This is a genomic window from Actinomadura luzonensis (assembly GCF_022664455.2).
In the GTDB taxonomy this organism is placed as follows: Bacteria; Actinomycetota; Actinomycetes; order Streptosporangiales; family Streptosporangiaceae; genus Nonomuraea; species Nonomuraea luzonensis.
This window is the reverse complement of sequence record NZ_JAKRKC020000001.1, coordinates 3,955,960-3,976,336: the sequence shown is the minus strand read 5'-3', so window position 1 is coordinate 3,976,336 and position 20,377 is coordinate 3,955,960. Positions and strand designations below refer to the sequence as shown.

General features: G+C 75.9%; 19 protein-coding genes and 1 pseudogene. 10 read left to right on the top strand and 10 right to left on the bottom strand.

Annotated features, from left to right (window positions below; translation table 11 throughout):
- Positions 1–41: 41 nt before the first annotated feature.
- The 5 genes from MF672_RS19365 (at position 42) to MF672_RS19345 (ending at position 5,594) form a co-directional block, all read left to right on the top strand.
- Positions 42–1,742 carry a SpoIIE family protein phosphatase gene (locus tag MF672_RS19365; protein WP_242376612.1) on the top strand — a complete coding sequence of 567 codons (1,701 nt, stop codon included), beginning with the start codon at positions 42–44 and terminating at the stop codon, positions 1,740–1,742.
- 225 nt (positions 1,743–1,967) lie between these two features.
- Positions 1,968–2,855, top strand: a complete 888-nt coding sequence (locus tag MF672_RS19360; RefSeq protein ID WP_242376611.1) for an ABC transporter ATP-binding protein — start codon at positions 1,968–1,970, stop codon at positions 2,853–2,855.
- Between the two features lie 128 nt (positions 2,856–2,983).
- On the top strand, positions 2,984–3,295 hold the full coding sequence (locus tag MF672_RS19355; RefSeq protein ID WP_242376610.1) for an STAS domain-containing protein: 312 nt from the start codon (positions 2,984–2,986) through the stop codon (positions 3,293–3,295).
- On the top strand, positions 3,295–5,193 hold the full coding sequence (locus tag MF672_RS19350; protein ID WP_242376609.1) for a SpoIIE family protein phosphatase: 1,899 nt from the start codon (positions 3,295–3,297) through the stop codon (positions 5,191–5,193). The genes MF672_RS19355 and MF672_RS19350 overlap by 1 nt, the downstream gene beginning before the upstream one ends.
- A complete protein-coding gene (locus MF672_RS19345; RefSeq protein ID WP_242376608.1) occupies positions 5,190–5,594 on the top strand; it encodes an ATP-binding protein in 405 nt (134 codons plus the stop codon). The genes MF672_RS19350 and MF672_RS19345 overlap by 4 nt, the downstream gene beginning before the upstream one ends.
- Here the strand turns inward: MF672_RS19345 and MF672_RS19340 are convergent.
- Positions 5,589–6,194 (bottom strand): TetR/AcrR family transcriptional regulator, encoded by a 606-nt coding sequence (locus MF672_RS19340; protein ID WP_242376607.1) that lies wholly within the window; start codon positions 6,192–6,194, stop codon positions 5,589–5,591. The two genes, MF672_RS19345 and MF672_RS19340, sit on opposite strands and share 6 nt — an antisense overlap.
- A gap of 84 nt (positions 6,195–6,278) precedes the next feature.
- Here MF672_RS19340 and MF672_RS19335 point away from each other — a divergent pair, with 84 nt between their 5' ends.
- Both MF672_RS19335 and MF672_RS52185 read left to right on the top strand, forming a co-directional pair.
- Positions 6,279–7,301 (top strand): glycoside hydrolase family 113 protein, encoded by a 1,023-nt coding sequence (locus MF672_RS19335; RefSeq protein WP_242376606.1) that lies wholly within the window; start codon positions 6,279–6,281, stop codon positions 7,299–7,301.
- 29 nt (positions 7,302–7,330) lie between these two features.
- Positions 7,331–7,855, top strand: a pseudogene (locus tag MF672_RS52185) (SDR family NAD(P)-dependent oxidoreductase); the annotation flags it as partial.
- Here MF672_RS52185 and MF672_RS19330 read toward each other — a convergent pair.
- The 3 genes from MF672_RS19330 to MF672_RS19315 form a co-directional block, all read right to left on the bottom strand.
- Positions 7,816–7,974 carry a hypothetical protein gene (locus MF672_RS19330; protein WP_247815317.1) on the bottom strand — a complete coding sequence of 53 codons (159 nt, stop codon included), beginning with the start codon at positions 7,972–7,974 and terminating at the stop codon, positions 7,816–7,818. The pseudogene MF672_RS52185 and the gene MF672_RS19330 overlap by 40 nt on opposite strands.
- Positions 7,975–8,134: 160 nt before the next feature.
- Positions 8,135–11,044, bottom strand: a complete 2,910-nt coding sequence (locus MF672_RS19320; RefSeq protein ID WP_308210503.1) for a pyridoxamine 5'-phosphate oxidase family protein — start codon at positions 11,042–11,044, stop codon at positions 8,135–8,137.
- Positions 11,041–11,805 carry an HAD family hydrolase gene (locus MF672_RS19315; RefSeq protein WP_242376604.1) on the bottom strand — a complete coding sequence of 255 codons (765 nt, stop codon included), beginning with the start codon at positions 11,803–11,805 and terminating at the stop codon, positions 11,041–11,043. Before MF672_RS19315 ends, MF672_RS19320 begins: the two co-directional genes overlap by 4 nt.
- Before the next feature lie 126 nt (positions 11,806–11,931).
- On the opposite strand from MF672_RS19315, the gene MF672_RS19310 reads away from it, so the two are divergent.
- Both MF672_RS19310 and ppk2 read left to right on the top strand, forming a co-directional pair.
- Entirely contained in the window at positions 11,932–12,771 is an 840-nt protein-coding gene (locus MF672_RS19310) for a universal stress protein (RefSeq protein ID WP_242376603.1), read from the top strand.
- 39 nt (positions 12,772–12,810) lie between these two features.
- Positions 12,811–13,620, top strand: coding sequence for a polyphosphate kinase 2 (ppk2, locus tag MF672_RS19305; RefSeq protein WP_242376602.1), 810 nt, complete (start codon positions 12,811–12,813; stop codon positions 13,618–13,620).
- Here ppk2 and MF672_RS19300 read toward each other — a convergent pair.
- Entirely contained in the window at positions 13,613–14,383 is a 771-nt protein-coding gene (locus tag MF672_RS19300) for a hypothetical protein (protein WP_242376601.1), read from the bottom strand. The genes ppk2 and MF672_RS19300 overlap by 8 nt on opposite strands.
- A 141-nt stretch (positions 14,384–14,524) precedes the next feature.
- Here MF672_RS19300 and MF672_RS19295 point away from each other — a divergent pair, with 141 nt between their 5' ends.
- The gene (locus MF672_RS19295; protein WP_242376600.1) at positions 14,525–15,916 is read left to right on the top strand and encodes a carotenoid oxygenase family protein; all 1,392 of its coding nucleotides are present in this window, start codon (positions 14,525–14,527) and stop codon (positions 15,914–15,916) included.
- A 23-nt stretch (positions 15,917–15,939) separates the two neighbouring features.
- Here the strand turns inward: MF672_RS19295 and MF672_RS19290 are convergent, their stop codons facing one another.
- From MF672_RS19290 to MF672_RS19270, 5 genes are read right to left on the bottom strand one after another with little or no spacing between them, the layout of a single operon-like run.
- Positions 15,940–16,413, bottom strand: coding sequence for a hydrogenase maturation protease (locus MF672_RS19290; protein ID WP_242376599.1), 474 nt, complete (start codon positions 16,411–16,413; stop codon positions 15,940–15,942).
- On the bottom strand, positions 16,406–17,710 hold the full coding sequence (locus MF672_RS19285) for a Ni/Fe hydrogenase subunit alpha (protein WP_242376598.1): 1,305 nt from the start codon (positions 17,708–17,710) through the stop codon (positions 16,406–16,408). The genes MF672_RS19290 and MF672_RS19285 overlap by 8 nt, the downstream gene beginning before the upstream one ends.
- A complete protein-coding gene (locus MF672_RS19280) occupies positions 17,700–18,470 on the bottom strand; it encodes an NADH-quinone oxidoreductase subunit B family protein (protein ID WP_242376597.1) in 771 nt (256 codons plus the stop codon). Before MF672_RS19280 ends, MF672_RS19285 begins: the two co-directional genes overlap by 11 nt.
- Entirely contained in the window at positions 18,467–19,297 is an 831-nt protein-coding gene (locus MF672_RS19275; protein WP_242376596.1) for an FAD/NAD(P)-binding protein, read from the bottom strand. The genes MF672_RS19280 and MF672_RS19275 overlap by 4 nt, the downstream gene beginning before the upstream one ends.
- A complete protein-coding gene (locus tag MF672_RS19270; protein ID WP_242376595.1) occupies positions 19,294–20,376 on the bottom strand; it encodes a 4Fe-4S dicluster domain-containing protein in 1,083 nt (360 codons plus the stop codon). Before MF672_RS19270 ends, MF672_RS19275 begins: the two co-directional genes overlap by 4 nt.
- Position 20,377: the final 1 nt, after the last annotated feature.

The following is a 20,377-nucleotide window of genomic DNA, read 5'->3' as shown; positions in this document are numbered from 1 at the left end:
GCCCGGGTAAGGCAGCAGGAAGCGGATCGGAGGGACCGGACATGAGCGGCGGCGGCGACGGCGCGCGGGGGCAGGGCGGGCGGGCGTGGGCCCTGCCCGAGCTGATCGACGCCGGCGCGTACGTCGTGGACGACCGGGGACGCATCGTCGAGGTCAACGCCCAGGCCGAGCGCCTGGTCGGCCGCGGCGCCGCCGAGCTGCTCGGCCGCGACGCCCACGACCTGCTGCATCGTGGCAGCCACGGCGAGCCGCTGCCGCGCATCCGGTGCCTGATGAAGCAGGCGTTCCTCGCCGGGCGCACCCTGCACGGCGACCTCGGGTGGTTCGAGCGCGGCGACGGCTCGCTGCTGCCGATCGCGTGGACGATCGCGCCCTGCGAGCTCGCCCCCGCCCAGCGGGGCGCGCTGGTGCTCTTCCACGAGGTCGACCCGGCCCCGCTGGGCGGCGGCGGCGGGCGGCCGGCCGGGGCCGAGGCGCCGATGTCGGAGCTGGACCGGCTGGCCCTGCTCGCCGAGACCACCACCACGCTCACCTCGACGCTCGACGTGGAGGAGATCCTGCGTCAGCTCGTCCGGCTCGTGGTGCCGCTCATGGCCGACTGGGCGGTGGTCGACCTGCTCGCCGAGGGGGGCGGGGTGACGCGGGAGGTCGTCGTCCACCACGAGGGCGGCCTGCCGGTCCGCCGCGAGGAGCTGGAGGGCCCCATGCCGCCCGTCCCGGAGACCTCGCCGATGCCGCTGTCGCGAGCGCTGCGCGGCGTGACCGCGACGCTGGCCGGCCCCGAGACCTACCGGGGGCGCCCCGACTCCGGCATCGCCGTGGTCCAGCGGGAGCTGTTCCAGGTGACCGGCATGCACTCGGCGAGCATCGCGCCGATCCGCGGCGTCCGCGACGTGATCGGGGCGCTGACCCTCGGGCGCGCCGAGCGGGCAGACGCGTTCACCCCGGCCGACCTGCTGCTGGTGGAGGACATCGCCCGCCGGGCGGGCCTCGCGCTGGACAACGCCCGCCTGTACGAGCGGCAGCGGCGCGTCGCCGAGACCATGCAGCGCCACCTGCTCCCGCAACTGCCCTCGCCGCCCGGCCTGCGGATGAGCGCCACCTACCGGCCCGCGCCCCGCGCCTCCCAGGTCGGCGGCGACTGGTACGACGCCTTCGCCCTGCCCGGCGGCGCGACCGCCCTCGTGATCGGCGACGTCGTCGGCCACGACCTCGACGCGGCGGCCGGCATGGCCCAGATCTGCAACATGCTGCGCGCCTACGCCTACGCCCAGGACGACCCGCCGCACGTGATCGTCGACCGGCTCGACCAGGCCGTGACGCGCATGGCGCAGCCCGTCATGGCCACGGCCGTCTTCGCCCGGCTGGAGCCCACCGGCGCCGGCCGCTGGCTGCTGCGCTGGACCAACGCCGGCCATCCGCCGCCGCTGCTGGTGGAGCACGACGGGCAGAGCCGGTTCCTGGAGGCCGGGCACGGCCTGCTGCTGGGCACCGGCCTGCGGACGCGGCGGCCGGACGCCGCCGTCGAGCTGCCGCCCGGCTGCACGCTGCTGCTCTACACCGACGGGCTGATCGAGTCGCCGGCCCGGCTCCTGGACGAGGGGCTGGCCAAGCTGCGCCGGTACGCGGCCGCGCTCGCGCACCGGCCGCTGGAGACGTTCTGCGACCAGTTGCTGGCGGGGGTGCGGCCCGCCGACAACGACGACGACGTGGCCATGCTGGTGCTGCGCCTGCCCGACTGAGCCGCCCCGCTCACTCATCAGACGTCTGAGGTCTGCGCTAGGGTGTTCCGCACCTTCGAGGAAAGGGCGCAGATGAGCGAGCTGACGGCATCGCGACGCGACCCGGAGCGCGCGGGTCCCGCGGCCTCCGGCCCTGCGGACGCCGGTCCCACGGCCTCCAGTCCCACGGCCTCCAGTCCCACGGCCTCCAGTCCCGTGGTCTCCAGTCCCGTGGTCTCCAGTCCCGTGGTCTCCAGTCCCGTGGACGGCGGGCCCGTGCTGCGGGCGGAGGGCGTGGACTTCGTCCGCGCGGGCCGCCACCTGCTGAGCGGGATCTCCCTCACCGTCGGCGCCGGCGAGCACTGGGCGCTGCTCGGCGCCAACGGCGCGGGCAAGAGCACGCTGCTCGGCCTGCTCGGCGCGGTCAACCACCCCACGCGCGGCCTCGTCCAGGTGCTCGGGCGCACCCTCGGCCGGGTCGACGTGCGCGAGCTGCGCACCTACCTCGGGCACGTCAACCCCCGCCACGCGCCCGACGGCCCGCTGGAGGCCCGCGAGGTCGTCCTGACCGGCCTGACCAACACCGCCGCGCTCGTGCCCCGCTGGGCGCCCACGCCGGAGGAGGCGGAGCGCGCCGACCGGCTGCTCGCCCTGCTCGGCATGAGCGGGCGCGCCGGGGCGTCCTGGGCCACGCTGTCGCAGGGCGAGCGGGGGCGCGCCCTGATCGCCCGCGCGCTCATGCCGCGCCCCCGCCTGCTGCTGCTCGACGAGCCCGCCACCGGTCTCGACCTCGCCGCCCGCGAGCAGCTCCTGGCCAGCATCGACGCGCTGCGGCACCGGCATCCGTCGCTGGCCACCGTCCTGGTCACCCACCACCTGGAGGAGTTGCCGGCCACCACCACGCACGCCCTGCTGCTGCGCGAGGGCCGCTGCCTGGCCTCGGGCCCGGTGGGCGGCGTGCTCACCACCGAGCTGGTCAGCGCCTGCTTCGGCCACCCCGTCAGAATCGCCCGCAGCGAGGACGGCCGCTGGACGGCCCGCGCCGCGCCGGTCACCGTCCGGGAGGCCGTCACGGACGCCGTCCAGCACGCCGTCCAGAACGCCACTCGGACCTCCGATGAGCCGTCCCCCTGACAGAGCCCTGAGGTTGCGGAACAATACGCCTAGTGCAACCCGTGTGAGACGCAGAGTCGCGATTCGATACGTCGTGGCGTTCATGCCGGTTTCAATGTCTCGAACGGTATTGGAGGGGGTAAGCGCCCATGCATGAGGCGTCGATCGACATGGACGAGGCCGGTGTGCTGCGCGTGACGCTGCGCGGCGAGATCGACTTCACGAACTCGGCCGAGATCCACAAGCTCGTCACGGACGCGGTCGCCGAGCGCCGCCCCCGCCACGTCCGGGTCGATCTGGCCGAGGTCACGTTCATCGACTCCACGGGCATCGGCGTGCTGGTCGACGCCATGCGGGTCGCGCTGGCCGCGCAGGCGGACTTCCGGGTCGAGAACCCGACCCGCCGGATGCTCGACCAACTGCGCACGACAGGACTGCTGACGGCGTTCGGCCTCGAATGATGGACCCGCTGGAGGGCTACCGCAGTCGGCTGGCGGACCTGGACGCCAGCATCGCCCGCGCCCGCGCCCACCCGGAGGTGGTGCTGGCGCGGGCGAGCGGGCTGCTGGCCGGGCGGGCCGGCTGCCGGGTGGGGGAGGCCCACGCCTATCTGGTGCGGCTGGCGGCCGAGCGGGGACGGCCGGCCCACGAGGTGGCCGCGGAGCTGCTGACGGCGCTGGAGCGGCTGCCCCCGGGCGGGGAGTCGGCGCTGGCCGACACGGTGGCGGCCGCCCTGCCGCTGCAGCCGGGACGCGCCCGCCGGCCCACGCCGCCGCTGCCCGGCCCGACGCCGGCCCGGCAGGCGTGGATCGAGGCCGTGCGGCAGGTCCTCGCCGTCCTGCCCGACCGCTACATCCTGCTCCTGCCCCAGTACGACACCGCCGGGCAGGTCGCCGACTACGTCTTCGCCGCGGTCAGCCCGTCCGTGGTGGACCTGTCCGGACGCAGCGGCCCTGAGCTGCTGGGCCGCCGGATGAGCGAGGTCTACCCCGAGGTCGTGGGCGGGCCGATCTGGGACGCCTGGCGCCGGACCCTGCGCGACGGCCTGCCCCGCGAGGTCGGCCCGGTCCCCTACGTCAGCCCCGCCGAGCGCGCGCCCGCCGAGATCCCGCTCACCGTCAAGGTGTGGCCGGTGGGCGGCGGGCTGCTGCAGAGCTGGGTCCGGCACGACGAGGAGACCCGCCTGGCCGAGCGCATCGCCCACACCGAACGCCTCGGCAACCTCGGCTGGGCCGAATGGGACCTGATCACCGGCCAGTCCGCCTGGTCGGAGGGGCTCTACCAGATCTACGAGCGCGACCCGTCGCAGGGCCCGCTGCCGCGGGAGGAGACCGAGGCGCTGGTCCTGCCCGACGACCTGCCGGTGCGGCGGCAGGCCGCCGAGGCGTTCGGCCGCGGCGAGGCGGTGGACGTGACCTTCCGCATCCAGGTCGGGGGCCGGGTCAAGCACGTGCGCACGATCGTGGACGCGGTGCGCGACAGCGCGGGCGTGCCGGTCAAGGTGTACGGCATCGTCCAGGACGTCACCGGTCCCGAGACCAGCCGCCGCCGGCTCAGCGAGGTCGAGGAGCAGCTCCGCCAGCACCAGCGCAGCCTCGCCGCCGAGCACGAGCTGGCCGGGCGGCTCCAGCAGATCGTGCTGCCCGTGCCGCGCGAGCCCATCGACCTGCCCGGCCTGCGGGTCGCGATCCGCTACCTGCCCGCCGAGCAGGCCAGCAGGGTCGGCGGCGACTGGTACCACGCCGCCCCGACGGGCGACGGCGGCGTGCTGCTCGCCGTCGGCGACGTGGCCGGGCACGGCATCGAGTCGGCCGCCGCCATGGCCCAGCTCCGCCACGCCCTGGCCGCGCTGGCCGCCACCACCACCGACGACCCCGGCCGGCTGCTCCTCGCGCTCAACCGGCTGCTGCTCGCGGGCGAGGTCACCCGCCCGCCGCGCAGCCAGGTGCCGGTGACGGCCACCGCCGTGATCGCCCGCTACGAGCCGGCCACCGGCCGCCTGGTGTGGGCCCGGGCCGGGCACCCCCCGCCGCTGCTGGCCCGGGCGGGGGTCACCGCCGAGCTCGACGGGCCGGGCGGGCCGCTGCTCGGCGCCTTCCCCGCGGCCGACTACCCGACCGGCGTCACCCACCTGCGCCTGGGTGACGTGCTGCTCCTCTACACCGACGGCCTGGTCGAGCATCGCGGCCGCCATCTCGACGAAGGGCTCGCCTCCGTGCTGGCCGTCCTGGACCGCATCACCGCGGAGCCGTCCCCCCGCCCGCTGGCGGACCTGCTGGGCCAGCTCCGCGACGCCAATCCCGACGACGACACGTGCGTCCTGGCCGCCCGCCCGCTGGGCCCCGGCGAGGCGCGATGAGCGGGCCGCGCACCCCTGACCGGCAGCCGGCCGCCGCGGCCCTGCTGGCCTGCGAGTTCGACCGGCACACGCTGGTCAAGGTGCGGCACGAGGTCGAGCGCGTGTGCCGGCTGTGGGGCCTGGCCGACCTGACCCTGTACCGCTTCGTCGTGGCGGTCAACGAGATCACCACCAACGCGGTGCGGCACGGCGGCGGCCGGGGCCACCTGCGGCTGTGGGAGCAGGGCCGGCGGCTCTGCTGCCGCGTCCTCGACCACGGGCCGGGCGGCGCGGCCGAGCCGCGGCTGCCGCCGCCGGACCATCCCAGGGGCCGGGGGCTCTGGCTGGCCAGGAACAACGTGGAGAGCTTCCTGCTGCACTCCGACGCGCACGGCACGACCATCGTGCTGGAGATCTCATGACGCGGCCGGCGCGCCGCGCTGCCGCACCAGCGGCAGGAACACCTCGTCGACGATCTCGACCAGCACGTCGTCGGGCGCGGTAGGGACGCCGCGCACCACGAACTCGTTGCGCAGCAGCACCACGGCCACGGTGGCGACGCGCGGGTGCAGCGCCTCCGGGGCGGCCTCGCCGCGGGCGACCGCGCGCCCCAGGATGGTCAGCCAGGTGGCGGCCGTGCTGTCGGTGGCCTGCTCGGGCAGCTGTGACAGCAGCTCCGCCGCGCCGCCGGCCGCCCCGATCAGCTCGCGCAGGATGCCCCCGAGCGGTGAGCTCCAGTGGCGGTTGGCCCGGCGCAGCATCTCCAGGACGTCCTCGCGCAGGTCGCCCGTGTCGGGCGGCCGGACGGCCTCGGTCAGCAGGCGGTAGGCGGCGATGCCCAGCGCGAGGCGGTTGGGCCAGCGGCGGTAGAGGGCGTTCTTGTTGGTGCCGGCGCGGGCGGCGACGCGGTCCATCGTCAGCCCGGCGTAGCCGGACTCGGCCAGCTCGTCGGCGGCGGCGCGCAGGATGGCCTCCTCCAGCGCGGCGCCCCTGCGCCGTGGCCTGCTCGTCGATTCGCTCACGACCGTACCTTAGCGCATCGGGGTTGTGCGCTGCCCGCTCGCGCGTTACGGTACTCGCCGTACCCTAAGAAGGAGCGTGAGACAGTGCGTGCCAGAGGCATCAGCTACGAGACCGGCTTCCTGCACAAGGGGCAGTTCTCCCGCAAGGAGTTCGACCCCGACGTGGTCCGCCGCGAGCTGCGGATCATCCGCGACGACCTGCACTGCACCGCCGTACGGGTGATCGGCGGCGACCCCGACCGGCTGGAGTTCGCCGCGTCCTGCGCCGCCGAGCTCGGCCTGGAGGTGTGGTTCTCGCCCTACCCGCTGGAGCAGACCGCCGAGGAGATGCTGGCGCTGTTCGCCGACTGCGCGGAGCGCGCCGAGCGCATCAGGCGGCGCGGCGCGGAGGTCGTCCTCGTCACCGGGGCCGAGCTGAGCCTCATGGCCCCCGGTTTCCTGCCCGGCGCCGACCTCCGGCAGCGGCTCGACGGGCTGCTGCGGCCCGAAGGGCTGCCCGAGCGGATCGCCGGGCTGAGCGCCCGGGTCAACGACTTCCTCGGCCGGGCGGCGCGGGTCGTCCGCGAGCGGTTCGGCGGCCGGGTCACCTACGCCTCCATCCAGCTCGAACGCGTGGACTGGACGCCGTTCGACCTCGTCTCGGTCGACCTCTACCGCTCGGCCGAGGTCGCGGACCGCTTCGAGGAGGGCGTGCGCGCGCTGGTGGCGCAGGCCGGCAAGCCGGTCGCGATCACCGAGTTCGGCAGCGCCGGCTACCGGGGCGCCGGCGACCTCGGCGCGACCGGCCTGGACGCCGTCGAGTACGGCGAGCACGGGCCGGTGCGGCTGCGGGCCGCGTACGAGCGGGACGAGCCGGGCCAGGCCGCGTACGTGCGCGAGCTGCTGGAGGTCTTCGACGCCGCGGGCGTGGACAGCGCGTTCGTGTTCGTCCTCGCGCTCTACGACCACGTGCACCGCCCGGACGGCGACCCGCGCGACGACCTCGACCTCGCCAGCTACGGCATCGTCAAGGTCCTGGAGCACGGCCGCGGCACCACCTACCCCGAGCTGCCCTGGGAGCCGAAGGAGGCGTTCGCCGCCGTCGCCGGGCACTACGGCCGCGACTGAGCGCGGCCCGGCGGGGCACGGTGCCGAGCATGCGGAACGAACGGGGCACGGCCCTGGTGACAGGGGCGTCGTCGGGCATCGGGGCGGAGTACGCGGCCCGGCTGAGCGCCCGCGGCTGGGACACGGTGCTGGTGGCCAGGCGGGCGCACCGGCTGAACGAGCTGGCCCGGCGGCTGCGGGCCGAGCACGGCACGTCCGCCGAGCCGCTGACCGCCGACCTGGCGGACCCCGCGGACCTGGCCAGGGTGGCGGAGCGGGCCGCGGAGGCGGACTTCCTGGTCAACAACGCGGGCATCAACGGCTACGGCCCTTTCGCCCAGCTCGACCCGGGTCTCATGAGCAGGGTCCTCGGGCTCAACGTCGTCGCGCTCACCGCCCTGACCAGGGCCGCCGTCCCGGCGATGCTGGAGCGGGGCCGGGGCGTCGTGGTCAACGTGGCCTCCCAGCTCGCCTTCGCCGCCTCGCTGCCGCCGCGCCCCCTGCCGGAGCGGGCCGTGTACGCCGGGACCAAGGGCTACGTCGTCACCTTCACCCGCACGCTGGCCGCCGAACTGGCCGGCGGCCCGCTGCGGGTGCAGGTGCTGTGCCCGGGGCTGACCGTCACCGAGTTCCACCTGACGAGGGGCGAGGAGCCGGTGCCCGACGACGCGCCCGCCCCGGACGCCACGGGCATGCCCGTGGACGCGGTGGTGGCGGCCTCCCTCGCCGCCCTGGACGCCGGCGGCGGCGAGGTCGTCTGCGTGCCCGGCCTGCGCGGCGGCGGCCCGGTCGAGGCCCTGGCCGCGGCCGGAGGCCGGCATCAGGTCGGCGGCCCGCCGCTGACCGCGCCCGCGCTACATGCCGTGGATGCGGCGCCCGGTGATCTGCTGCGGGACGATCCGCACGTACAGGTGGCGCTCGCCGCCCGCCCACGGCGTCACCCCCGCGCCCGTCACGGCCGCCGCCTCCTCCTCAGGGACGTGGTGCGCGGCCCCCTGCACCAGCACGCTCCACCCCTCCCGGGCGGCCTCGTCGATGCGGTCCACCTCGAAGGCGATCTTGATGTCGACGCCGGCCACCCCGCTGCGCAGGTCCCGGTCCAGCGGGCCGCCGTAGGCGGTGCGGAAGACCACCGCGCCCTCGTGCACCTTGTAGTTGACCGGCAGCACCGTCGGCCCGTGGGAGCCGCTGAAGGCCACCCGCCCGATCCCGCCCGGCTGGATCAGCCGCCGGCACTCCTCCTCGTCCAGCACCTCCAGCGACGGGTGCGCCCTGGCCGGGCCGTGCCCGGGAGGCCGGTCGCGCCCGCCGCCGAGCAACTCGTCGGTGGTGGTGCCGAGGGCGTCGGCCAGCCGGTACAGCGCCCCCGTGTCCGGCGTGTCGGCGTTCTCCTCCAGGTACTTGAGGTAGCCGGGCGACATCTCGGCGCGCTCGGCGACCTGGTCGCGGGTCAGGCCGAGCCGTTCGCGGTGGTGGATGAGGCGCCGGCCGAGATCACCGGTTCCGGTCATGATGGGTTCCCCCCGTCGGTAGGAGCGCCGCGGGCTGCCGTTGATGCGGGCCTCCCGGTGGTCGGCGTCGATGAAGACCTGCCGCTCGCGGAAGCGGATCGGCAGGGACAGCAGGCCGAGCCGGTCGGGCAGCAGCGGGTCCAGCCGCAGCCCGTCCCGGCGCAGCTCCAGCCCCAGGTAACAGCGTTGCAGCAGGTCCAGCGTGCCGCCCATGGCGCCCAGGTGGATGCCCTCGGCGGTGGTGCCGCCCTGCACGTCCCTGACGTCGCTGTGGAGCGCCTCGGTGAAGAAGCGCCAGGAACGCGCCCGGTCCGAGCGGGCCAGCACCCAGGCGTGCACCACCGCGCTCAGCGTCGAGCCATGGCTGGTGCGCTCCAGGTAGTAGGCGATCGTGCGGGGGATCAGGTCCGGCTTGGCGGGACAGCCGAGCCGGTCCAGCAGGCCGGTCAGCTCCTCGGCGGTCAGCAGGTAGAACAGCATGAGCGTGTCGGCCTGCTTGGAGGCCTTGTAGCGGTTGACGTCGTCGCCGGCGGCCTCCAGCGCCCGGTCCAGGCGGCGCACGCCCCCGTAGCGCTCCCAGTCCAGCTCCTCCAGGTCGCCGTAGCCGGTGAACTGACTGATGACGCCGTCGTGGAAGTCGACCCGCAGGCGGCGGCTGATGTCGTCCCAGCGCTTCAGCTCGGCCGCGTCCGGAGCCAGCTCGGGCACCAGGTGGACGGTCTCGTGAGCGCGCATCAGCAGCCAGGCGGTCATGACGTTGGTGTAGGCGTTGTTGTCCAGGCCGGGCGTGGCGGCGCCCGGGTAGCTCTCGTGGTACTCGTCGGGGCCCATCACGCCGCGGATCTCGTACCGGTCGCCGTGCCGCACCGCCATCGAGGCGAAGCAGCGGGCGATCTCCAGCAGCAGCTCGGCGCACCACGACGGCATCGAGCCGGTGGCCAGGTAGTGCTGCCACACGTTGTAGGCGATGGCCAGGCCGACGTGCCGCTGCAGCCGGGAGTGGTCGGGCAGCCAGCGGCCGGAGGCCGGGTTGAGGTGCACGGTCTGCGTCTCCTCGCGGCCGTCGCTGCCGCTCTGCCACGGGAACATCGCGCCGGCGAGCCCGGCCGCCGCGGCGGCGTCGCGCGCCTCGGGCAGCCGCCGCCACCGGTAGCGCAGCAGGCCGCGGGAGATCTCCGGGAAGCGCAGGCTGAGCCAGGGCAGCACGAACAGCTCGTCCCAGAACACGTGCCCCCGGTACGCCTCGCCGTGCAGCCCGCGGGCGGGCACCCCGGCGTCCAGGTCGGCGGTGTGCGGCGACAACGTCTGCAGCAGGTGGAAGATGTGCAGGTGCACGAGCTGCGACAGCTCGGGGCCGTCCACGTCCAGCCGGGCGCGGTGCCACAGCCGCTCCCACGCGGCCGCGTGCCTGGCCAGCAGGCCGGCGAAGGCCGGCGCGCGGCGCACGTGCCGCAGCGCCGCCGAGCGGGCGTCGTGCACGGCGTGGTCGCGCGAGGTGGTCAGCGCCACCGTCTTCGTCAGCGTCACCGGCACGCCCTCGGCCAGCTCCAGCACGTGCTCGGAGGAGATCCGGCCGGGCTCCCGCTCGGCCGGCCACCGCTGCGCGCCCTCGGGCGCGTCGATCCGGCCGGCCAGCGCGACCGTGATGCGCGAGGACCGGGTGACGGCGCTCAGCCACGCCAGGTCGTCCTGCGTGCCGGTGTCGTGGCAGGTCAGGTGGTCGCCGCGCAGGTCGCGGTAGCGGGCCACGCCGTCGTTGGCGACCCGGCCGTCCAGCGTGGCGCGCACCCGCAGCGGGCCGGACCAGTTCTCGGCCGTGAACGTCGACTCCAGCGCCGCCAGGTACGGGTCGGCCATCGACACCACCCTGCGCTGGCGCACCAGCGTGAGCCGGCCCGCCGGGTCGCGCCAGCGCAGCTCGCGCAGCAGCACGCCGCGCCGCATGTCCAGCTCGTGCCGGTAGCGGGGCAGCTCCGCGCGCTCCGGCTCGAACCAGCCGGAGTCGGGCGTGGCGAACGTCAGCGGCAGCCAGTCCGGCAGGTTGACGATGTCCTCGTTGGTGACGGTACGCCCGGCCACGACCGAGTCGAGGCGGTCGTAGCAGCCGGCCACGTACGTGCCGGGCGTGCGCAGCCGCCCGTCCGGCGTCGCCCCCCGCGTGGCGAACCTGCCGTTGCCCAGCGTGCACAGCGCCTCGCGCAGCCCCTCGCCGCCCGGGTCGAAGCCCTCGTAGGCGAGGGTCCAGGCGGTCATCGCCGGCCCACCGGCACGCGCCCCGCCACGGCCGCCTCGGCCAGGTCGCCGACCACGGCGTCCGCCCCGGCCGCGCGCATCGCGGCGGCCTGGGTGCCGCTCCGGTCCACGGCCAGCACCGTGCCGAACCCGCCCCGGCGGCCGGCCTCCACGCCCGGCAGCGCGTCCTCCACGATCGCCACCTCGGCGGGCGGCAGCTCCAGGCGGCGGGCCGCCTCCAGGAACAGCGCCGGGTCCGGCTTGCCCGGCAGCCCCAGCCGGGCCGCGTCGTTGCCGTCCACGAGCGCGTCGAACAGGTGCAGCAGGCCCGCCGCGGCCACCACGGCGCGGCAGTGCCGGCTCGCCGACACCACCGCCGTGCGGCAGCCGCGCCGCCGCAGCTCGTGCAGCAGCGCCACGGTCGAGGGGAACGCGGCCACGCCGTGCTCCTCGATCTCCCTGACGAACAACGCGTCCTTGGCCAGGCCGATGCCCCACACCGTCGCGCGGCCCGGCTCGTCGCCGGGGCCGCCCTCCGGCAGGGTGATGCCGCGCGAGGCGAGGAACGTGCGCACGCCGTCCAGCCGGGGCCGCCCGTCCACGTGGGCCAGGTAGTCGGCGCGCACGTCGAACGGCGCGCCGCCCCGGGCGCGCAGGAAGCCGTCGAAGACGTGCTTCCACGCCGCCGCGTGCACGCGGGCGGTGTCGGTGACCACGCCGTCGGTGTCGAAGACGACCGCGCGCAGTCCGCCGAGGTCGAGGGTCGCGTCGTTGGCAGCCATGCCTGGACGCTACCCGCGCCCGCCCCGCCCAGCCATGGGCCGTTGGACCCGGCCCCGGGGGACCTCCGGCCCTGCACCCGGCCGCGGCGCAGGAGGTCATCTAGGAGTACGGCAAAGGAGGAAGCCATGATTGTTGTGGGCGTCGACGGATCGGTGGCCGCGCGCGCCGCCGTGGAATGGGCGGCCGGCGACGCGCTGCGGATGCGCGTGCCGCTGCGGATCGTGCACGCGGTGGACCGCGCCCCGTACCAGATCGGTCGCTTCCCCACCCCGGCGCTGCCCGACGCGCTGCTGCGCGAGGGTCGCAGGATCCTGGACGAGGCGGTGGCCCTGGTGCGCGAGCGGCAGCCGCACGTCGAGGTGAGCACCCGCGACGTGGAGGGCACGCCCGCCGCCGTGCTGCGCGAGCAGGCCGAGGACGCGACCGAGGTCGTCGTCGGCAGCCGCGGGCTCGGCGGGTTCGCCGGGGCGCTGCTCGGCTCGGTCAGCATGCACGTGGCCGGGCACGTCAGGTGCCCCGTGGTCGTGGTGCGCACGCAGCGGCAGCCCGTCTGCGGCGAGATCGTGGCCGGCGTGGACGACTCCGCCGACTGCCTGCCCGCGCTCGGCTACGCCTTCCGCCAGGCGGCGCTGCGCGGCGCGAAGCTGCGGGCGGTGCACGCCTGGCAGCTTCCGGTGCACGCGTTCGCGCCGGAGATCCCGTACGACATGGACGAGGTCCGCACCGCCCAGCACCGGCTCGTGGCCGGCGCGGTGGAGTCGCTGCGCAAGGAGTACCCGCGGGTCGAGGTCATCGAGGACACGCCCGCCGGGCACCCGGTGGACGCCCTGACGGCGGCCGGCGCGCAGGCCGACCTGGTCGTGGTCGGCTCGCACGGGCGCGGCGCGATGGGCTCGGCGCTGCTCGGCTCGGTCAGCCGCGGCGTGTTGCACCACGCCAGGTGCGCCGTCGCGGTGGTCCGCTGACGCTTGCCCCCGCGGGCGGGTAGGCGGTTGGCTGCCAGGATGAGCACCGATGGGAAGGCCCGCAGGCTGAAGCGCAAGCCGTACGAGAAGGAGCTGTTCCGCCTCCAGGCGGAGCTGGTGAAGCTGCAGGAGTGGGTGAGGGCCGAGGGCCGGCGGGTCGTGGTGATCTTCGAGGGCCGCGACGCGGCCGGGAAGGGCAGCACGATCAAGAGGGTGGCCGAGTACCTCAACCCGCGCGTGGCGAGGATCGCGGCCCTGCCCGCCCCGACCGAGCGGGAGCGCACGCAGTGGTACTTCCAGCGCTACGTCGCCCACCTGCCGGCCGCCGGCGAGATCGTGCTGTTCGACCGGAGCTGGTACAACCGGGCCGGGGTCGAGCGGGTGATGGGCTTCTGCACGCAGGAGGAGTACACCCGGTTCCTGCACCAGTGCCCGATCTTCGAGCGGCTGCTGGTGGAGGAGGGCATCCTGCTGCGCAAGTACTGGTTCTCGGTGAGCGACGCCGAGCAGGAACGGCGCTTCCGGGCCCGGCTGGAGGACCCGATGCGGCGCTGGAAGCTGTCGGCGATGGACCTGGAGTCGATCACCCGGTGGGAGGAGTACTCGCGCGCCAAGGACGAGATGATGGTGCACACCCACATCCCCGAGGCGCCCTGGTACGACGTGGAGTCCGAGGACAAGCGGCGGGCCCGCATCAACATGATCTCCCACCTGCTGTCGTCGATCCCGTACCACGAGGTGCAGCGCACGCCGCTGGAGATCCCCGAGCGCCCGGCCTCCACCGGCTACCGCCGCCCGCCGCGCGTCGAGACGCACGTCCCCGACGTCGCCGGGGCGCGGCTCAGCTGACGGCCCGGCGCGTCCCGGTGAGCACCCCGACGGCCGCCGCCGCCACGTAGGGCCACACCACCAGCGCCGGCAGGCCGGAGCAGCCGGGCGACACGCCCGACAGGAGCGTCGCGGCCGGGACGTACAGGGCGGGCACCAGCAGCGCCACGGCGGCCGCCCGTGCCGCCCACCCGGTGACGAGGACGCAGCCGAGCGCCGCCACGCCCACCCACAGGCCGTACGCCTCCGCGTCGTCCAGGCGCATCCACCACAGCGCCCACGCGCCCTTCAGGTCGGCGAAGCAGCCGGCGGCGTCCGCGTCGTCCCGCGTCAGCAGGTAGGACACGTACCGGCCGCACACGAGCGCCAGCACGGCCGTCCAGGCCGCCGCCACCGCGGGCGGGATCGGGCGCGGCGCGGCGTCGCGGCGGGCCAGCACGCAGGCGGCCGTCGCGACCGCCGCCGTCACGACCGTGACCCACACCCCCCGGGTGGTCCCGCACACCGACGTGTACGGCACCACGAAGGTCACCCCGCCGAGCAGCAGCACCACGCCCGACGCCGCCGCGCCCAGCACCGGGAAACGGCGCGGCAGCCACAGCCACGCCGACGCCAGCACCACGGGCAGCAGGCGGGCGGCCCACGCCGAGACGGAGTGGACGAGCACGGCGAGCGCGGACGGCTCCGGCGTCGCGTAGCCGAAGTACCCGCAGCTCTCGCCGGGCAGCACCGACGCCAGCACGGCCGGCGCGACGGCCGCCAGCACGGCCAGGACACGGAACACCAGGAGTCCTTCCCAAGGGGGGACGCCGACGATACCGCACCAAGATCATGCCGGAAAGCGGGTGACAGCGGGTCACGGAGGGCTCACTCTGGTGGCTGCGGCGGCGTGTCCAGACGCCGCCCCGCCCGCAGGAGGGGTCCCGTGATCGATCCGGAGACCGTCGCACGCTACGAGCTGCCCGGCCACCTCAGAGCCGTCCCCGACGAGATCGACGCCGCCGGCCTGCCCGTCACCGGCGCCCTGCCGCCCGAGCTGGACGGCCGCTACCTCCGCAACGGCCCCAACCCGCTGCCGGGCGAGCGCAGCGGGATCCTCCAGGCCGGCCACGGCATGCTGCACGGCGTGCGGCTGCGCGGCGGGCGCGCCGAGTGGTACCGCAACCGGTGGGTGCGCACCGGCGCCTTCCACGGCCGCCCGTTCGTCACCCCCGACGGCCGCCTCGACCGCGCCGCCACCTCGGCCAACACCCACGTGATCGGCCACGCCGGCCACGTCTACGCCCTGGTCGAGGTGGGCCTGCCGTACGAGGTGACGCCCGGCCTGGCCACCGTCGGCCCGTGCGACTTCGGCGGGCGCCTCACCACCGCCATGACCGCCCACCCCAAACGCGACCCCGGCACCGGCGAGCTGCACTTCTTCGGTTACGGCTTCGTCCCGCCGCTGCTCACCTACCACCGCCTCGACGCCAAGGGCGAGCTGGTCCACAGCCGCGAGGTGCCGGTGCGGGCGGGCACGATGATGCACGACTTCGCGATCACCGAGCACCACGTCGTCTGGCTGGACCTGCCCATGACGTTCCAGCCCGCCCTCGCCGCCCAGGGCATGCCGTACGGCTGGGACGACTCCCACGGCGCGCGGCTCGGCCTGATGCGTCACGACCGGCCCGGCGCGGAGGTCACCTGGTTCGAGATCGAGCCCTGCTGGATCTTCCACGTCGGCAACGCCCACGAGGACGAGAGCGGCCGCGTCGTCCTGGACGCGGTCCGCTACAGCGCCGCCGAGTGGACCGCCCTGTGGACGCTGCTGTCCCGCGCCGACGCCGCGCGCGGCTTCGCGCCGTCGGCCGCCGCCCTCGCCGGACGCTCCCACCTGCACCGCTGGACCCTCGACCCGGCCACGGGGACGGCCACCGGGCAGCGGCTCGACGACCGGTCGGTGGAGTTCCCCACCATCGACGACGACCTGACCGGCCGGCGCTCCCGCTACCTCTACACCGTCACCGGGGGCGAGCCGGGCAGCCGCGAGCGGTGCGCGATCGTCAAGTACGACACCGCCGCCGGGGCCCGCGCCGCCGCCTACGAGCTGGACGCCGACACCGTGCTCGGCGAGGCGGTCTTCGCGCCCGCCACCGGCGGGCCGCGCGGGGAGGACGACGGCTGGCTGCTGGCCGTCGCCACCCGCCGCGACGGCTCGGCCTCCCGGCTGCTGGTGCTGGACGCCGCCCGCGTGGAGGGCGGCCCGGTGGCGGCGGTCGAGCTGCCCCGCGCCGTCCCGACCGGCTTCCACGGCTCCTGGCTCCCCGAACCCGCCTGACCGGGCGGCAGCGGAGGGACCGGTCAGGGGCGGAGGTCGCGGGCGATCGTGCGGGCCAGCGCGCCGACCGCCTGCCGCACCGGCTCCGACAGCCCGTCGCCCACGCCGAAACGCTCACCCTCCACCGTGTACACCACCAGCTCCCCGGGCAGCCGCCCCAGCGCCCGCCCCAGCTCCACCGCGTCGCCCAGCGACAGCGCGTGGGAGCCGGAACGCGGCCCCGGCCCGCCGCCGGAGCCGGGGACGTGCCGGTAGCGGCGCACGGTCCCCGGCGGCTCGCCCGAGCGCGCCGCGTCGATCACCACGGCCGTCCCCGCGCCGGTCCACGCCTCGATCAGCTCGGCCGGGTCGCCGTCGTTCTCCAGCGCGGCCACGCCGAGCCCGCGCAGCAGCCGGGCGGCGGCGGGCCCGGCCCCGTCGTCGCCGCGCAGGTCGCTGCCGAGCCCCACGACGACCGGCCCGGCTGCGCCCGGACCCTGCAGAGGCGGCTCACTCATGGGACACCCGCAGGTCGAGGAAGTGGGCCGAGCAGGAGATGCACGGGTCGTGGTTGCGCACGGCGGCCTCGCACAGCGCGGCCAGCCGCTCCGCCGGCAGGTCCAGGCGGGGCTCGACGAGCGCGCGCAGGTCGTCCTCGATGCGGGCCTGGTTCTGCGCGGTCGGCGGGACGATCGCGGCCTCGGTGATCAGCCCCGCCTCGTCCACCCGGTAGCGGTGGTAGAGCGTGCCGCGCGGCGCCTCCGACGCGCCGTGACCCACGCCGGCGCGGGGCTCGACGGGCAGCGCGGGCGGGTCGGGCGGGGTGTAGGCGGCGAGCAGCCGCAGCGCCTCCTCGCAGGCGTGCACGGTCTCCACGGCCCGCACCACGATCGTCCGGTACGGGTTGCGGCACACCGGCCCGAGCCCCGCCTCGGCCGCCGCCCGCGCCGCCGCCGGCGACAACCGGCCGGCGTTCAGCGCGTAGCGGGCCAGCGGCCCGGTGAGGTAGCCGGGGCGGCCGTCCAGCCGGGCGCGCAGCGCCGTCGAGTACGGCACCTGCTCCTCCGCCACGTGCCCGGGCCACTCCTCCACGGGCCACCGCCGCACCGGCAGGCCGGGCCCGTCGCTCACCGCCACCTCGCCGGACAGGACGGCGTACTCGGCGGGGTGGCGCAGCGCGAGGAAGCGGTAGTCATGCTCGACGTCGGGGAAGTCGAACCCGCTCACCCACGCCACCGTCTCCAGCGCCGCGTCCAGGGCGTGCCGCAGCCGCTCGGCGACCGGCGCCAGCTCGGCCCGGCCGGGCGCCCGGTAGAAGCCGCCGACCCGCACGTTCACCGGGTGCACGGCCCGCCCGCCGACGGCCGCGACCAGCTCGTTGCCCGCCTTCTTCAGCGCGAGGCCACGCTCCACCTCCGCCCGGTGCCCGGCCGCCATGGCGATGCCGCTGGGGTAGCCGAGGAAGTCGGGCGCGTGCAGCAGGTGGATGTGCAGGGCGTGCGACTCGATCCACTCGCCGTAGTACAGCAGCAGCCGCAGGTCGCGCAGCGGCCCGTCCACGGTGACCCCGCAGAGCGACTCCAGCGCCTGGCAGGCGCTCATCTGGTACGCCACCGGGCAGATCCCGCAGACGCGGGCGGTGAGGTCGGGCGCCTCGGTCCAGGACCGGCCGCGCAGCAGCGCCTCGAAGAAGCGGGGCGGCTCGTAGATTTCCAGCCGCACCTCCGCGACCCGGCCGCCGCGGGCCCGGACCAGCAGCCCGCCCTCGCCCTCGACCCTGGTCAGGCCGCCCACTCTGATCGTCCTATGCGTCACCGCAGCCTCCCGTCACGCCGGCGTTGAAGGTCCGGTAGAGGCGCGCCAGCTCGTCGTCGTCCAGGCCGCCCGCGCGCAGGCGGGCGTTGAGCGCGGCGGCGTTCGGGCTCTCCGACGGGCCGAAGCAGCCGAAGCAGCCGCGGCCGAACGCCGGGCAGAGCGCCCCGCACCCGGCCCGCGTGACCGGGCCGAGGCACGCGACGCCGCGCGCGACCAGCACGCACGGGTTGCCGCGCGCCTTGCACTCCACGCACACGCTGTGCCGGGGCACGACCGGCCGCCGCCCGGCCAGGAACGCGCCGACGACCTCCAGGAGCTGCCCCTTGTCGATGGGGCAGCCGCGCAGCTCGAAGTCCACCGGCACGTACGCCGAGACCGGCGCCGACCGCTCCAGCGCCCGGATGTGGTCAGGACGCGGATACACCAGCGAGGCGAACGCGCGCACGCCGGCCAGGTCGCGCAGCGCCTGCACGCCGCCCGCGGTCGCGCACGCGCCGATGGTCACGAGCTTCCTCGACACCCGGCGCACGTGCCGGATCCGCCGCGCGTCCGCGGGCGTGGTGATCGACCCCTCGACCAGCGACAGGTCGTACGGGCCCGGGCCGCGGGCGCTGCCGGCCTCCAGGAAGTAGGCCAGGTCCACCTCGGCGGCGAGCGCGAGCAGCTCGTCCTCGCAGTCGAGCAGGGTGAGCTGGCAGCCGTCGCAGGAGGCGAACTTCCACACGGCGACCCTGGGCGCCTTCGTCCTCGACCCGGTCACAGCTCGCTCACCTCCAGCAGCGCCGCGACCTCGGCGTAGCTCAGCACCGGCCCGTCCAAGCAGGTGAACAGGGGGCCGAGCTGGCAGTGGCCGCAGCGGCCGATCCCGCACTTCATGTTGCGCTCCAGCGACAGCGCGATCCGGCCGGCGGGCACGCCGCGGCGCAGCAGCTCCCCGGCCGTGGCGCGCATCATGACCTCGGGCCCGCACACGTAGGCGTACGTGCGCTCCGGGGCGAGGCCGACGGTGTCCAGCAGCGTCGTGACCAGGCCCGTGTGCCCGCTCCAGGTCCGGTCAGGACGGTCCACGGTGAGCCGGACGTCGCAGTGACGCGCCCAGCGGGCCGGCTCGCGCGGGTAGATGAGGCCGCCGGGGTCGCGGGCGCCCACGAGGACGGCGATCCGCCGGTAGCGGGCGCGGGCGGCGAGCAGGCCGCGGATCACCGGCCGCAGCGGCGCCAGGCCGAGGCCGCCCGCCGCCACGATCACGTCCATGCCCTCGGCCGCCGCCAGGTCCCAGGACGTGCCGAACGGCCCGCGCACGCCCACCACGTCGCCGCGGCCGGCCCGGCACAGCGCGTGGCTGACCGCGCCGACGTCCCTGACGGTCTGCAGGTAGCCGCCGTGGCGGGCGCGCCCGCTGATGGAGACGGGGATCTCGCCGACGCCGGGGGCGTAGATCATGGTGAACTGGCCGGGCCGGAACGGCGGCGCCGCGCCGCCCCCGGCCGGCTCCAGCGTCAGCGTGACCGCCTCGCCCCGGTCCGGGCGGCGGGCCCGCACCCGGTACGGCTCGGGAACCATGTCCTGGATCGGATCGGGGGTCATCGCAGCCGCTCCAGCTCCTCGGTGAGGTCGATGCCGGCCGGGCACCAGGTGACGCAGCGGCCGCAGCCGACGCAGCCCAGGGTGCCGAACTGGTCGGCCCAGGTGGAGAACTTGTGGCTGAGCCACTGCCGGTAGCGGGCCCCGCCGGAGGAGCGCACCGGCGCGCCGCCCAGCTCGGTGAACTCCAGCGCGAAGCAGGAGTCCCAGCGTTCGGTGCGGACGGCCGTGCCGTCGGCCAGGCCGGTGCCGTCCTCGACGGTGACGCAGAAGCACGTCGGGCAGACCATGGTGCAGTTGGCGCAGGTCAGGCAGCGCGAGCCGATCTCGTCCCAGACGGGGGAGTCGCGCCGGGCGGCCAGCCGCTCCTTGACGCCGTCCGGGTCGACGCGGCGGCCCATGCGGCGCGCGGCCCGCTCGCTGACCTCGCGGGCGGCCTCCAGGTCGGCCGCCGTGGCCGGGCGGGAGGGCAGGCCGGCCAGCAGGGCGGCGCCGCGCTCGCCGCCCGGCTCGGCCAGGAAGCGGTGCGGGCCGGTCAGCTCGGTGAGGACGACGTCGTGGCCGGAGGTGACCCGCGGGCCGGTGCCCAGGGAGGCGCAGAAGCAGGTCCCGCCGGGGACGGCGCAGTTCACCGCGACGAGGAACAGGGCCTCGCGGCGCGCCCGGTAGGCCTCGTCGGGATGCCGCCCGCCGAGGAACACCCGGTCCTGCACGGCCAGCGCGGCCAGGTCGCAGGCCCGCACGCCGAGCAGCGCCACCTTGGGCGCCTCGACGGGGGTCCTCTCGACGACGCCGCCGCGCATCCGGAACAGCTCCGAGCGTGGCGGGTGCGTCCAGCGTTTGATCGAGTCGGGCCCGGCGGCGTGGCCGAACACCAGCCCGCGGCCGTCGTCGCGCAGCCGGTAGGAGCCGGGGGCCTGCTCGTCCGCCCGGCCCGCCGTCGGCCCGTCGTCGGGTCCGGGGACCAGTTCGGTGAGGCGGATCACGCCGTCGCGGGCCACGGGCCCGACGACGGTGTGGCCGCTCGCGCGCAGCGCGCCGATCAGCGGGCCGAGCGAGTCGAGCACCACCGCGGGCGACATG